Raw genomic sequence first — 13,253 nt, forward strand, 5'->3', positions numbered from 1 at the left:
CCCAGACCTGCGCGGGCTCCTGCTCAGCCCAGTCTGGAGGAACCGGCCGGGACCGGAGGCCGCGTCAGCGGACGATTGCGGCTTCCCGGAAGGGCGTAGACCCCCGTGGGACTGACGGCTCGCCGACCCGCTGTGCCACGATCGACCCGATGTGGGGCGAGCGGAGTTTCAGCAGGTCCGAACCCGGGAACACCCCCGCTCGTGCGACTGCGGCGCAGTGATTGCGCGTCACCGGGGATTCGGCGGCGGCGGGTGGGGCGGGGGTTTGCCTACAGCCGGGATGACGGGCGGGTGGTGACGGAGGGGGAGAAGGCTCGGGTCAAGGGGTTGGCCGTGCCGCCCGCGTGGCGGGAGGTGTGGATCTGTCCGCACCCGAGCGGGCACATCCAGGCGGTGGGGGTTGATGACGCGGGGCGCAGGCAGTACCTGTACCACGACCAGTGGCGGGAGGATCGGGACGCCGAGAAGCACGAGCGGGTGTTGGTGTTGGCGCGGCGGATGCCGGGGGTGCGGGAGCGGATCGAGCACGATCTCGGGCAGCCGGGCCTCACCAGGGAGCGGGTGCTCGCGGGCGCGCTCAGGATCCTCGACCGGGGTGTGTTCCGCGTCGGCGGTGAGGAGTACGCCGAGGAGAACGACTCGCGCGGTGTGTCCACGTTGCTCCGCGGGCACGTGACCCCGCGCGCGGGGGAGCTCCACTTCGCGTTCCCCGCCAAGAGCGGCCAGCACCGCGAGGCCACCATCAAGGACCCCCTGCTGGGCAAGCTCATCGTGGCACTACGACGTGGGCGCGCCGATGACGACCGCCTGTTCCACCACCGGGACGGCGAGATCCACGCCGGTGAGGTGAACGAGCGGTTCAAGGAGTTCGCGGGCGACGACTTCACCGTCAAGGACATGCGCACCTGGACCGCGACCGTGTTGGCGGCCACCGAGTTCGCCGCGTACGACGGGCCGCCGAGCAAGCGCGCGGTGGCGCGGGTCATGCGGACCGTCGCCGAGCAGTTGGGCAACACGCCCGCCATGGCCCGTAAGTCCTATGTGGACCCACGGGTCGTGGACGCGTTCACCGAGGGGCGCACGATCCCCCTCAGGCGCGCCACCGGCGAGCAGGACGTCCGGGTGCCGCTGGAACGCGCCGTCCTACGGCTCCTGCGTGCTTGAGCCCGCCTTCGTCCGGCGGCGCGGCTCGCGGCCAGGCGGGGCGGACGGGGTGGGGAAGACAGGGGGAGCGGGGATCGGCAGCGTTATCTCGCCGTCGATGACGATGTCCTCGCCGTGGTGGCGGGTCGGCACCGGGTCACCGGAGGTCAGCCGGTAGGTGGCCTGCTCGGCGGTCACCTCGACCTGGATGCGGCTGTCGCGGTAGGACATCCGGAACGCGACCCGGTCCAGCGCGTCGGGCAGCCGGGGCGCGAAGGTCAGCGTGCCGCCGTGGTCGCGCATGCCGCCCAGACCGGCCACGATCGCCTGCCACGCCCCCGCCAGCGACGCCATGTGCAGGCCGTTGGCGACGTTGTGGTGCAGGTCGTTGAGATCGGTAAGCGCTGCCTCGGCCAGGTAGGCGTACGCGAGATCCATATGACCGCACTCGGCCGCGACAACCGACTGCGTTCCGGCGGACAGCGACGAGTCCCGGACGGTGCGGGCTTCGTAGTAGGCGAAGTCAGCGGCCTTCTGCTCTAGCGTGAACGCGTCCCCGCGCAGGTGCAGGGCCAGAACAAGATCCGCCTGCTTCACGACCTGCCTGCGGTAGAGCTCGAAGTACGGGTAGTGCAACAGCAGCGGGTACTTCTCCGCCTCGGTCCCCCCGAAGTCCCACTCCTCGTGCGCAGTGAACCCCTCGGCCTGCTCGTGCACCCCGAGCAGCTCGTCGAACGGCAGGCGCATCCGGTCCGCCGCGCGCGCCCACTCCGCCAGCTCGCCCTCGGTCACGTCCAACCGGGTGGCGACCTTCGGGTTGCGCTCGCACGCCGCGATGGCCTCACGCAGGTTCTTCTGCGCCATCAGGTTCGTGTAGATGTTGTTGTCCACCACCGCCGAGTACTCGTCCGGCCCGGTGATCCCATCGATGCGGAACCCGTCGTGCGGGTCGTGGTGTCCTAGCGACCGCCACAGCCGGGCGGTCTCCACCAGCAGTTCCGTGCCCGCGGCTTGGTCGAACTCCGCGTCCAACGTCGCCGCGTAGTACCGGGCGACCGCGTCGGCGATGTCAGCGCTGACGTGGAAGGCCGCCGTACCCGCGGGCCAGTACGCAGAGCACTCCTTGCCGTTGATCGACCGCCATGGGAACGCCGCGCCGCGCTTACCGAGTACCTCGGCGCGCTCTTGCGCCAACGACAACGTCGAGTGCCGCCATCGCAACGCGTCTCTTGCCGCCTTCGGCATCGTGTACGTCAACACGGGCAGTACGAACGTCTCCGTGTCCCAGAACGCGTGCCCGTCATAACCAGGGCCAGTAAGACCCTTGCCCGGGATGCCTCGGCTCTCCCCGCGCGCCCCGGCCTGCAGGACGTGGAACAACCCCAGCCGCACCGCCTGCTGGAGCTCGTCGTCGCCGTCGACCTCGACGTCGGCGGCCTCCCAGAAGTCGTCGAGGAACGCCCGCTGCTCGGCGAGCAACCCCTCCCAGCCGGTCTGCAGCGCGCCCGCCAGCGCCGCCTCCACCTGCGCGCGCAACGCGGGGCCCGAGCGCGTGCTCGACCAGCCGTAGCCCAGGTACTTGGTCAGCCGCAGCACGCCACCGACCGGGATGTCGGCCGCCACCGTCAGCCGCGCCAGGTCGTCCTCGGCCGACACCTCGGTGCGCAGGCCGGGCACGTCCTCGAGCTCGTGGTCCATCCCGGCCGCGACCCGCAGCCCGGACTCCTTGGTCTGGTGGACCAGCACCGCCCGCAGCCCCGAGCAGTGGTGCGACTCACCGGCCAGCGGCGACTTCAGCGCCAGTGCGACCCGGGGGTCCCGGGTGCGGCTCTCGATCGGCTCGTTGGCCAACAGGTCCGACTGCACCACCAGTTGCGTCTTCTCCGGCCCCGCGCTGTCCCCGGCGACCGGCTCGACCTCGTAGCGGATGGCCGCGACCGCGCGCTGGGTGAACGACACCAGCCGCCGCGTGCGGACCCGCACCCGGCGGCCGGTCGGCGACTCCCACAGCGTCTCCCTGGTCAGCACCCCGGTGCGGAAGTCCAGCGTGCGGTGGTGCTCCAGGGCCTGCCCGTAGCGCATGTCCAGCGGCTCGTCCTCGACCAGCAGCCGGATGATCTTGCCGTCGGTCACGTTGACCACGGTCTGCCCCGCCTCGGGGTAGCCGTAACCGGCCTCGGCATAAGGCAACGCGTGTTCCTCGTAGAACCCGTTGAGGTACGTCCCCGGTAGCCCTACCGGCTCACCCTCGTCGAGACTCCCGCGCAATCCCACGTGCCCGTTGGACAACGCGAACACCGACTCCGTGCGGTGCAACTGGTCCACAGCGAGCCCGCTCCACCGCAGCTCCCACGGTGCCAGGTCGAAACCGCCGCTCACTTCGCCCCGTCCAGCAGTTCCGCCAGGTCGTCCACGACGATGTCGGCGCCGTGCTCCAACAACTGATCCGCTTGGTCAGCCCTATCGACACCGACGACGTAACCGAACCCGCCCGCGCGCCCCGCTTCCACGCCCGACAACGCGTCCTCGAACACGGCAGCCTCACCGGGCGCCACACCCAGGGCGCGCGCCCCGGCCAGGAACGAGTCCGGCGCCGGTTTCCCCCGCAGCCGCTCTTCGACGATGGTGATGCCGTCGACGCGGGCCTGTACGAACGAGGTCAGACCCGCCACCTCCAACACGTGCTCCCCGTTGGCGGACGAGGTCACCACCGCGATCTTCAACCCCGCCGCGCGCGCCGCCTCCAGGTACGCGACCGAACCCGGGTAGGGCTGCACGCCCTTCTCATCGATCAGCCGCAGCAGCGACTCGTTCTTGCGGTTCCCCACGCCGTTGATGGTCTCCACGTCCGGCGAGTCGTCCGCGTCCCCCTCCGGCAGCTGGATCCCACGCGACGACAGGAAGGTCCGCACACCGTCCGCGCGGGGCCTCCCGTCGACGAAGGCGGTGTAGTCGTGCAGCGTGAACGGCGAACGGTCACCGTCCGAGCGGTGCGCGAGGAACTCGTCGAAGGTCCGCTGCCACGCGATGCGGTGCAGGGTCGCCGTGCTCGTCAGCACGCCGTCGAGGTCGAACAGGCAGGCCGTCACCGCGCCGGGGAGACCGATCATGCCTGAACGCTACCGGCGCCACGGCCACGCGGCAGGTCAACTCGGTATGGCCGCCACGGCGGGGTTCGCGCTGCCGCCCGCTGGACGCTCCTGGGACACTGTGTTCATGCCAGCCTCGACGCCCGCCCCCGACCCGGCCCCCGGTGCCGCCTCGCCGCAGTTGCTGGAGGTCACCGTCGACGAACACCCCGAGGGTGCCGTCGTGGTCCGCGCGGGCGGCGAGATCGACCTGCTCACCGCGCCCCGCTTCGCCGACGCCATGGTCACCGCGATCGACGGCGGCGCCGCCCTGGTCGTGGTCGACCTGGACCAGGTGACGTTCTTCGGGTCGGCCGCGGTGGCGAACCTGGCCCGCGCCGCCGAGCGCGCCGACACCGCGGGCACCGTCTTCCGGCTCGTGGTCGGCGAGTCCATGGCCACCAGGGTGCTGGAGATCAGCGGGCTCGCCGACCTGCTCGACCTGCGCCCCACGGTGGCCGACGCGCTCGCGGGCTGATCCTGCCGGTTACCACCGGGTTACTCCGGAGAGTGACCAGCGCCACCTCCGTCCGGGAACGCCTGACCCCGCTCGCGCGTTGGACCGGGTGTCGCCGCGCGGAGGAAGACCCGCGGACGTTTCCCGGAGATGTTCCCCCAACGTCGCTGGACGCACGCCGTGTGCCTCCGCGACGGCGACACGAGCCGCCGACCGGACGACCCCCCCACCCCAGTCCGGTCGGCGGCGCACCACCGCACCCCGCGCGCCTCGTCCACTACCGAGTGTCATCACTCGGTAGAGGTGCGTGGGGTTTCGCGCGGGTGCCGCGGGGCTACTCGACCGGGGTGAGAAGAGCCCCCGAGCCGTGGCAGGCCCACGGCGCCTGCCAGACGTTGCCCGTCGACCGGTTCTACAGCCCGGACAACGAACGCGGCCTCGCCCGCGACCGACGGGTCCAGGCGGCCAAGCTGGTCTGCTCGCGGTGCCCGGTTCTCCGCCGATGTCGTGACTTCGCCCTGCGCACCGCGGAGCCCTACGGCGTCTGGGGTGGTCTGGACGAACGCGAGCGCGCCGACCTCCGCCGTGCCGCGCGGATCCCTGCGCCTAGAGGCACTGAAGTTGCCGCGGTCTAGAGGTCCTCGGTCATCATCTCGCGCAGACCTGCGAGGGTCTTGGCCAAGAGCCGGGACACGTGCATCTGCGAAAGCCCGACCTTGTCCGCGATCTGCGTCTGCGTGAGGTTGCCATAGAAGCGCAGGATCAGGATCTGACGCTCGCGTTCAGGTAGCCGTGCCAGCAGTGGTTTGAGCGTCTCGTGGTACTCCACGTCCGCCATACCGGTGTCCTCGACACCGATCCGGTCCCCAACCGACCCGGTCTCGTCCTGCGGCCCGAGGATCTCGTCGAGTGAGCGCGACCGGTACACCGCGCCCGCCTGCAACCCGGCGTAGATGTCCTCGACCGGCATGTCCAACCGCTCGGCCAGTTCCCGCGGCGTCGGCGCCCGCCCCAGCCGCTGCGACATCTCGCTGGTGGCCCCGGCGATGGCCAGGTGCAGTTCCTTGAGCCTGCGCGGGACCCGCATCGACCAGCTCGCGTCCCGGAAGTGCCTGCGCACCTCGCCCATCACCGTGGGCACCGCGAAGGACAGGAAGTCGCTGCCCCGGCTCGGGTCGAACCGGTCGATGGCGTTGATCAACCCGACCGTGGCCACCTGCAGCAGGTCGTCGTAGGGCTCGCCGCGGTTGGCGAAGCGCCGCGCCACGTGCTGGGCCAGCGGCAGGAACTCGGTGACCAGCGACGAGCGCAGCCGCTCGCGCCGCGGGCTGCCAGCCGGGAGTTCGGCGAACTCGGCGAGCAACGGGGCGAGGTGGGCGTATCCGGAGTTCTCCGCGCGTTCGGCTGAGGTGGCCATCTGGGGCTGCGTCACTCGTGCGCCGTCCTGTTCGCCATGCCGAACTCGATGACCAGCTCCGGGAAGACCGGCCCGGGCAGCACGCTGTCGCGCACCCACTCGGCCAGCGAGGACACCAGCGTCCACCCGAGGCCGGAGCGCTCCAGCGGCGCCTCGTCGAGCACCGGCACCGAGCACCGCACCTCGACGCCGTCGTCGGCCACCAGGAACCGCACCACCATCGTCCCGAACGGCAGGGCCCGGGTCAGCGCCATCGCGCACGCCTCGTCCACCAGCAGCCGCAGGTCCGCGATCGAGTCGATGTCGAAGTCCTTGCGCATGGCCACCGCACCGGACACGGTCCGCACCAACGGCAGTTGCGTGTGGGAGGCGTCCACTCGGAGCTCCACGACCTCACCCGTGGGCGGGGTCGTCGGGGAAGCGATGGCGGGCGCCAGCCTTCGGCGCGGGTGCTGCGGGTCGGTCACTGACCCTGAATACCCAGCGCAGCCGGTTCCACACCTGCGTGACGGCCTGTAGTGACTAGAGCATCGAGAAGCCCGCGCCGCGGCGCAGGAGTAACAGCACGTGGCAGCGGGTAGCTCAAGGGTATGAACGAGTCGAAACCGACGACACGGGTGAACGACCCGACTGAGCCGTCTACGGGTGAACTGGTCGGCTCGCGGGCGTGCTCGCGGCGGTGGCGGCCAACCGGGTCAAGCACGCGACCCCGCCGATCCCGGAGCAGGCGATCAAGAGCACCCAGCGGGACGTGGCAGTCGTGAAGGAGAGTGCGCACCGATGAGCAAGCACGCCGAGCAGGAGGCGCTGCGCGCCGACATCGAGCAGGCCAGGGGCGACCTCGCCGAGACGGTCGACGCGCTGGTGGCCAAGTCCGACGTCAAGCGCCGCGTGGGAGAGAAGACCGAGCAGGTGCGCGGGGCGATCACCGAGCGCGCGCACGAGGCCAAGGTCAAGGCCGATGCCGCGGTCGTGCTCGCGCGCCGCAACCCGGTCCCGGTCGCCTTGGGAGCCGCCGCGGTCTCCGCCGCGCTCGTCGCCTTGCTGATCCGACTGCTGGGGAGGTAGTCGTGCGACTGCTGTACCGGCCGTTGAGCCTGCTCGTCAGCGTCCTGGGCGGCCTGCTCGCGGGGGTGCTGTTCAAGCGGGTCTGGCGCGGGGTGTCCGGCGACGACGAGGCGCCGGAGGCGACGTCACCGGACCACTCCACCCGCGAGGTCCTGCTCGCCGCGCTGCTGCAGGGCGCGATCTTCGGCGTGGTCAAGGCCGGGGTCGACCGTGCGGGTGCCAAGGGGTTCCGCAAGCTGACCGGCGAGCACCTCGACGAGAAGGACTGATGCCGACCACTCAGTCCGGCGGCTCCTGGGCGTCCGGCCCGGGGGCAGGCGACTCGTCCTCCACCGCGTCCGCGTCCGCTTCCGCGGTGTCGACCTGGACGGGGCCGTGGACCTCGCTGGTGGCGTAGTCGTCGAGCGGTTCGGTGCTGCGGTCGAGCAACTCGTCGGCCTCGGGGGTGTCGGCTTTGCCGGTTTCCGCGTTCTTGTCGTCGCTCACCCAGCGTGGGTATCCCGGATGGACGCCGCCCACACCGGGCCGGTCGATGTTGCGTGTCACCCGTGCGGGGTCCAGGCTGACCGGCGGGGGAGCGGCTGCCGGGCATCCGGCCGCCTCGGGTCCGGGGCGTGATGGGGGGCATCGAACTGTACGAGACGGACGCCGCGGCGCTCGCGTTCGAGACAGCGCCCGCGATCATGTGGCTGTTCACGGGTCCCGAGCACCGCATCCGCGCCGCCAACCGACTGGCCAGGGCCAGCGTGGGGGACCGCCCCGGGCTGATCGGCACCCCGGTCCGCGCGGCCGTGCCCGAGGCGGCGGGCCAGCAGGTGTTCGAGCTGCTCGACCAGGTCGCGCGCACCGGCGAGCCGCAGTTGGGCGTCGAGCGTCGGGTCGAGGTCGACATCACCGGCGACGGCGACATGGTCGAGGGCTACTTCAACTACAGCGTGGTGCGGATCGTGGCCCCGGACGGCACGTGGGTGCTGGTGGCGCACTGCATCGACGTTACGGCCTCGGTGCGTCAACGCCATGCGGCGCAGGCAGAGGTGGCCGAGGTGCGGCAACGGCTCGCAGCCGAGCGCCGGGTCACCCTTCAACTCCAACGCAACCTGCTGCCGACAGGGCTACCGCTGCTGCCCGACCTCGGACTGGGCGCGGCCTACGTGCCCGCGGGGGAGTGGCACACCGCGGGCGGGGACTGGTACGACGTAGTGCCGATGCCCGGCGACCGCGTGGGTTTCGTGCTCGGTGACGTCGTCGGGCACGGGCCGACCGCGTCCGGGGCGATGGGGCAGTTGCGGGCCGTCGCGGCCGAACGGCTGGTGCGCGGCGGGGCGGTCAGCGAGGTCCTCCGCGCGCTCGACACCATCGCCCGGCTGTCACCGGACGCCCGGGGGTCCACGGTGTGCGTCGCGGTGTTCGACCGGCTCACCAGGGTGCTGGAGCACGGCAGCCGGGGGCACCCGCGGCCGCTGCTGCTTGGCGCCGACGGCGTGCCGCGCTTCCTCGACGGCCCGATCGGCCCGCCGCTGGCCTACCTCGACCTCGACTCGCCCGTCGCGTACACCACGCTCACCCAGGGCGAGACCCTCGTCCTGTACTCCGACGGCGTGGTAGAGGCCCCAGGTCGTGGCTTCACCGAGTCCCGCGACCGCCTGGTCGACTGCGTCGCCCACGTCGCCGCGCGCAACACCGCCACCGACCCGCGCGACCTCCCCGACCGCCTGTGCTCCGCCCTGGCCGCGATGGTCGACAACCAGACCTCCCGCGACGACGTGACCGTGCTCGCCGCCACGGTCCTCGCAGGCCCGGCTCCTCGTCTTGAGTTGGCGCTACCCGCGGCGCCGGAACAACTCGTGGTCCTGCACCGCGAACTCAACGCCTGGCTCGACGCTCTTTCCGCGCACCGCGACGACCGCATGGGGATCGCGTTGTGCATCGTGGAGGCGGTCACGAACTCGATCGAACACGGCTACCGGGATCACAGCGGAACCGTGACGGTCTTGGCGGAGCTTGACGGCATCGGCGGGGTAGAGGTGACTGTCGCGGATACAGGTACCTGGCGCGAACCAGTCGAACGCAGCCCTTATCGCGGCCGCGGAATGCTGATGATGCGCGAATGCAGCGACCACCTGTCCGTCGACACCGGCGACACCGGCACGACTGTCCACATGCGCCGCACCATCCGCCGCCCCCCGGTCCCCCAACCGGACTTCGACCCACCACACCCGCTGACGGCCCCGCACTCGTTCTCGGTCAAGACCGAGGTCTCTGGCACTACCGTCCGCGTATTCGCCACCGGCGTCCTCGACTCCTCCAACGCGGGCGAACTCCGCTCCGCCCTCCAAGAAGCCGCCCGCAGCGGGGTAGGAACCTGCACCATCCTCCTGGCCGACGTAGACCTCCTGACAAGCGCCGCCCTCCGCGTCCTCTACGAACAGGTAACGGACCTCCGAGCCACCGCCCGAGACCTACGCCTCATCACACCCCCCGAAAGCCCCGCCGCCGCAGCCTTCACCGCCAGCGGCCTGGACCAACTCCTCCCGGTCTACAGCACCGAATAACCCACCCCCACACCTCCCCGCCGGTCCAAGACTCTGCGACGTTGGCCTCACGCGCCCCTCTACGACGGTGGTCTCCACCCGGCCTTCACGATCGTTGGCCCACACGCGCCCCGTACAGGCGTTGGCCCGAACCGCTCCTCGGATCCGCTGGTGCCAGGCCGGCTCGATGGGGTGGACTTGTTTTGTGTGGGGGGACAGCAGCCGTAGCGTCGTTCACGCGGCAGGGCCTGCTTTTGGGCCCCTGCTTTGTGGTTCTGCCACGGTTGTTGTAAGGGCCCCGCGCAAAACAAGTTCGCCCCATCGAGCTCTTCGCTTTCTCGCGCACCCACGCAATGCCGCAGGCGAGCCGTTCACCGTCGACGGCGCAGCCGAGACCGAGAGCCGGATCCCCCCAAGACCACCATCAACCCTCTCGCAACGCCTCGGCAACCGACCCGCCCGCCTCATCAGCGGCCTGCCCACGCAGCTCAGCCTCCGTGTGCCGAGGATGAGCAGGCGCCGCGTCGTCCACAGCGGACTGCTCGTCGATCCGGTCGTCCACTCGCGCCAGCGGGGTGTCAGGTCCCGGCGGGTCGTCTTGCGCGGTGACGTCCGGTTCCTCCTCGGCCAGCCGCTCGTCGAGGGTCTCCCCGGCGCGTTGTTCGGCGGTGGTCATGCCGAACTTGTCCGCCTCGGCCCAGTGTTCCGGCGGCTCGATGCCCGCCTCGAGCGGGTCCACCCGCAGGTTGTCCTCGTCCAGGCTCTCCGCCTGGGTCAGGGTCGAGTCGTAGCCGTCGTCGCTCATGCGGTCGACCTACCCGGGCACGCTCTGCGACAAACTCGTCTGCCGCGCGAGCAGCCCCAGCACGCCGTCGAGCCCGTCCGCCGCCGCGGCTTCCCGTTGCCGGTGCGCGCCGTCGCCGTGGTGGTCGATCCAGGTCATGGTGGCGCGCACGAAGTCGAGCTCCCCGCTGGCCCGCAGGTCGTCGGTGTGCGCGCGCACCAGGTCGCCGATCACGGCCGTCGCCTCCCGCAGCGACCCTGTCACCGGATCGGGGACGGCCGCCGAACGGCCGCCCCTCGCCGCCCGCCACTGCGCGGCCCGGATGACCTCCGTCGGCACCCTCGGCGCGGTCTCGGTGGAGCGCAACGCGTCCGACACCAGCAACCGCACCAGGACGGCCACGAACGCCGCCTCTTCCACCGTCCCCAGCACGTCGGCCACCCTGACCTCGACGGTCGGCTGCGCCTCCGAGGGCCGTACGTCCCAATAGACCATCTTCCGGTCCATGGCCACGCCGGTGTCGAGCAATCCGCGAACGATCGACTCGTACTCGTCGGTGGAGTCCACATAGGGCGGCGGCCCTGCCGTGGGCCACCGGTTCCACAGTAGATGCCGCGCGGAGGCATAACCGGTGTCTGCACTGTCATAGAAGGCCGAGTTGCTCGACATCGCCAGCAGCGCCGGTAGCCACGGCCGCAGATGGTTGGCCACTCGCAGAGCGGTAGCCGTGTCTTCCACTCCTACGTGTACGTGACACCCACAGGTCACTCCACTGAAGATGAACGGTCCCACGTGCCGCGCGATGCGGTGGTAGCGCGTGCCCGGCCCGATCTCGGAGATGTCCGGCTGCGCGTGCGGCGCGGTACCGGCGGCGATGAGCAGCGCCTCCTGCTCGGCGGCGCCCGCGGCCAGGCGGGAGCGCAGCTCGGTCAGCTCGTCGCGGATCTCGCCCGCGGTCGTGAGCACCCCGGTCGCCGACTCGACCTGGCAGCGCAGCAGTTCCGGCTTGAGGTCGACATCGGTGACCCCGGCGACCGCCTCCGGCCCCTGGTTCACCAGGCGCCCATCCGGCCCGACCAGGAGGAACTCCTCCTCGACGCCCACGGTTAGCCCTGCCACATGTCCTCCTCGATGTCACAAGCTGCCCCCGTAGTACCCACGTCGGCCACAAGTCACCCGGTCGGCCTCCGGATGTCATAGTTGGGCTGTGGCTACCAAGGTGCGAGAGACGGAACGCAAGTACGAGGCCCCCGCCGACTACACCCTGCCCGATCTGAGCGGGACCGGCCCGGTGCACTCGTGCGAGGGTCCGCGCGGCGCAGACCTGGACGCAACGTACTTCGACACCGCGGATCTCCGCCTGGCCCGCGCGGGTATCACCCTGCGCAGGCGAACTGGGGGCGACGACGCGGGGTGGCACGCGAAGCTCCCTGTCGCCCCGGACGTGCGCGACGAGATCCGGTTCCCGCTCGGCCGCGCCAAGAGCACCGTTCCCGCCGCCTTGGCCGCCCTTGTCCGGTCACACACCCTGGGTGCCCCACTGACCCCGGTCGTCCGCATCACAACCCATCGCGACGAGTGGGAGCTGCGCGACGCCGACGGCACCACCATCGCTCTTATCGCTGACGACGCCGTGACAGCCCACCCCGTCGACGGCACTCCCCACTCCTGGCGGGAACTAGAGGTCGAGGCCACCGACCTCGACGTCCTGGACGCTGTCGGCGAGGTTCTTGGCGCTACCCCCGCGAAGTCGACGTCCAAGCTCGCCCAAGCGCTCGGTGACCGCGCGAAGGCGCGCAAGCCCGCGCCGTTGCCCACCAACCCCTCCGCTGCCGACGTCGCCTTGACCTACCTGCAAGCGCAGACCGCGGCGATCCGCGCCAACGACACCGGCATCCGCGTCGACACCGACGACTCGGTCCACCAGTTCCGCGTCGCCTGCCGCCGTCTGCGCAGCGCCCTGCGCGCCTTCCGGCCCCTGCTCGACGCCGACAGGGTCAACGCGCTGCGGGCCGAGCTCAAGTGGATCGGCGGCGTCGCCTCGCCCGCGCGGGACGCGGAGGTGCTGGCCGGGGAACTCGCCGCCGAGCTGCGGGAACTCCCGTCGGAGGACGTGCTCGGCGCCGTCCCGGCCCATGTGGACGCCGAGCTGAGCCGGACCCAGGTGGACGCGCGCAAGGCTCTTGTGTCCGAGCTGGACGGTGAGCGCTACCTGGCGCTGCTCGCGGACCTGGACGCGTTCCTGGCCGACCCGCCGTGGACGAAGAAGGCCCGCCGACCGGCCGTGCACCAGCTGCGCAAGCCCGTCGTGAAGGCATGGCGGACGCTGCAAGCCTCCGTCGCCGCCGTAGAGGGTGCCGCCGACCGTGACACCGCCCTGCACCAGGTACGTAAGGACGCGAAGAAGGCCCGCTACGCCGCGGAAGCAGTAGCCCCTGCCTTCGGCCCGAAGCTGGAGCGTTGGGGTAGGAGAGTCAAGAAAGCGCAGTCAGTGCTAGGGACCCGGCAGGACGTCACTGTGGCCCGCGGGGAACTACGCGGCATGGGCGTGCGCGCTCACCTGAGCGGGGAGAACGGGTTCACCTACGGCGTGCTCTACGCGAGGCAAGAGGCCCGTGGGCGGCGCGCGGAAGAGTCCTTCGGCCGGGTCTGGAAGAAGGTCCTCGGGGTCAAGGGCCCCCGCTGGCTCCGCTGAGCCCGGTTTCACGCCCTGAACCCGGTGGTA

14 protein-coding genes are annotated in these 13,253 nt (G+C 71.0%); 7 read left to right on the forward strand and 7 right to left on the reverse strand.

The window, feature by feature from the left end; all coding sequences use genetic code 11:
• Positions 1-201 precede the first annotated feature (201 nt).
• Positions 202-1,164, forward strand: coding sequence for a DNA topoisomerase IB (locus CLV68_RS28790; protein ID WP_121394113.1), 963 nt, complete (start codon positions 202-204; stop codon positions 1,162-1,164).
• Here CLV68_RS28790 and CLV68_RS28795 read toward each other — a convergent pair.
• Both CLV68_RS28795 and CLV68_RS28800 read right to left on the reverse strand, forming a co-directional pair.
• The gene (locus CLV68_RS28795; protein WP_121394115.1) at positions 1,144-3,522 is read right to left on the reverse strand and encodes a glycoside hydrolase family 65 protein; all 2,379 of its coding nucleotides are present in this window, start codon (positions 3,520-3,522) and stop codon (positions 1,144-1,146) included. The genes CLV68_RS28790 and CLV68_RS28795 overlap by 21 nt on opposite strands.
• The gene (locus CLV68_RS28800) at positions 3,519-4,253 is read right to left on the reverse strand and encodes an HAD family hydrolase (RefSeq protein WP_121394117.1); all 735 of its coding nucleotides are present in this window, start codon (positions 4,251-4,253) and stop codon (positions 3,519-3,521) included. The genes CLV68_RS28795 and CLV68_RS28800 overlap by 4 nt, the downstream gene beginning before the upstream one ends.
• Here CLV68_RS28800 and CLV68_RS28805 point away from each other — a divergent pair.
• Complete coding sequence (locus CLV68_RS28805) at positions 4,252-4,749, forward strand: STAS domain-containing protein (protein ID WP_170224644.1); 498 nt, start codon at positions 4,252-4,254, stop codon at positions 4,747-4,749. The two genes, CLV68_RS28800 and CLV68_RS28805, sit on opposite strands and share 2 nt — an antisense overlap.
• 326 nt (positions 4,750-5,075) lie before the next feature.
• Complete coding sequence (locus CLV68_RS28810; protein ID WP_342772820.1) at positions 5,076-5,363, forward strand: WhiB family transcriptional regulator; 288 nt, start codon at positions 5,076-5,078, stop codon at positions 5,361-5,363.
• Here CLV68_RS28810 and CLV68_RS28815 read toward each other — a convergent pair.
• Both CLV68_RS28815 and CLV68_RS28820 read right to left on the reverse strand, forming a co-directional pair.
• Positions 5,360-6,145, reverse strand: coding sequence for a SigB/SigF/SigG family RNA polymerase sigma factor (locus tag CLV68_RS28815; protein ID WP_121394315.1), 786 nt, complete (start codon positions 6,143-6,145; stop codon positions 5,360-5,362). The genes CLV68_RS28810 and CLV68_RS28815 overlap by 4 nt on opposite strands.
• Before the next feature lie 11 nt (positions 6,146-6,156).
• A complete protein-coding gene (locus CLV68_RS28820) occupies positions 6,157-6,522 on the reverse strand; it encodes an ATP-binding protein (protein WP_147460199.1) in 366 nt (121 codons plus the stop codon).
• A 403-nt stretch (positions 6,523-6,925) separates the two neighbouring features.
• On the opposite strand from CLV68_RS28820, the gene CLV68_RS28825 reads away from it, so the two are divergent.
• Both CLV68_RS28825 and CLV68_RS28830 read left to right on the forward strand, forming a co-directional pair.
• Positions 6,926-7,213 (forward strand): DUF3618 domain-containing protein, encoded by a 288-nt coding sequence (locus CLV68_RS28825; RefSeq protein WP_121394124.1) that lies wholly within the window; start codon positions 6,926-6,928, stop codon positions 7,211-7,213.
• A 2-nt stretch (positions 7,214-7,215) separates the two neighbouring features.
• A complete protein-coding gene (locus tag CLV68_RS28830) occupies positions 7,216-7,482 on the forward strand; it encodes a DUF4235 domain-containing protein (RefSeq protein ID WP_121394126.1) in 267 nt (88 codons plus the stop codon).
• Between the two features lie 10 nt (positions 7,483-7,492).
• Here CLV68_RS28830 and CLV68_RS28835 read toward each other — a convergent pair whose 3' ends face one another.
• The gene (locus tag CLV68_RS28835) at positions 7,493-7,699 is read right to left on the reverse strand and encodes a hypothetical protein (RefSeq protein WP_121394128.1); all 207 of its coding nucleotides are present in this window, start codon (positions 7,697-7,699) and stop codon (positions 7,493-7,495) included.
• Positions 7,700-7,830: 131 nt separating this feature from the next.
• On the opposite strand from CLV68_RS28835, the gene CLV68_RS28840 reads away from it, so the two are divergent.
• On the forward strand, positions 7,831-9,765 hold the full coding sequence (locus CLV68_RS28840; protein WP_121394130.1) for a SpoIIE family protein phosphatase: 1,935 nt from the start codon (positions 7,831-7,833) through the stop codon (positions 9,763-9,765).
• A 403-nt stretch (positions 9,766-10,168) separates the two neighbouring features.
• Here CLV68_RS28840 and CLV68_RS28845 read toward each other — a convergent pair whose 3' ends face one another.
• Positions 10,169-10,549, reverse strand: coding sequence for a hypothetical protein (locus CLV68_RS28845; protein ID WP_121394132.1), 381 nt, complete (start codon positions 10,547-10,549; stop codon positions 10,169-10,171).
• A gap of 9 nt (positions 10,550-10,558) precedes the next feature.
• A complete protein-coding gene (locus CLV68_RS28850) occupies positions 10,559-11,647 on the reverse strand; it encodes a carboxylate-amine ligase (RefSeq protein ID WP_121394134.1) in 1,089 nt (362 codons plus the stop codon).
• Positions 11,648-11,735: 88 nt separating this feature from the next.
• On the opposite strand from CLV68_RS28850, the gene CLV68_RS28855 reads away from it, so the two are divergent.
• Positions 11,736-13,223: a CYTH and CHAD domain-containing protein gene (locus tag CLV68_RS28855; protein ID WP_121394136.1), complete on the forward strand. Its 1,488-nt coding sequence runs from the start codon at positions 11,736-11,738 to the stop codon at positions 13,221-13,223.
• Positions 13,224-13,253: the final 30 nt, after the last annotated feature.

It is taken from the genome of Actinokineospora cianjurensis, assembly GCF_003663795.1.
GTDB classification, from domain to species: Bacteria; Actinomycetota; Actinomycetes; order Mycobacteriales; family Pseudonocardiaceae; genus Actinokineospora; species Actinokineospora terrae.

Coding starts and splice junctions, on each gene's coding strand:
- CLV68_RS28805 (WP_170224644.1), top strand. CDS start 4,252: ATGCCTGAACGCTACCGGCGCCACGGCCACGCGGCAGGTCAACTCGGT.
- CLV68_RS28800 (WP_121394117.1), bottom strand. CDS start 4,253: ATGATCGGTCTCCCCGGCGCGGTGACGGCCTGCCTGTTCGACCTCGAC.
- CLV68_RS28815 (WP_121394315.1), bottom strand. CDS start 6,145: ATGGCCACCTCAGCCGAACGCGCGGAGAACTCCGGATACGCCCACCTC.
- CLV68_RS28825 (WP_121394124.1), top strand. CDS start 6,926: ATGAGCAAGCACGCCGAGCAGGAGGCGCTGCGCGCCGACATCGAGCAG.
- CLV68_RS28840 (WP_121394130.1), top strand. CDS start 7,831: ATGGGGGGCATCGAACTGTACGAGACGGACGCCGCGGCGCTCGCGTTC.
- CLV68_RS28845 (WP_121394132.1), bottom strand. CDS start 10,549: ATGAGCGACGACGGCTACGACTCGACCCTGACCCAGGCGGAGAGCCTG.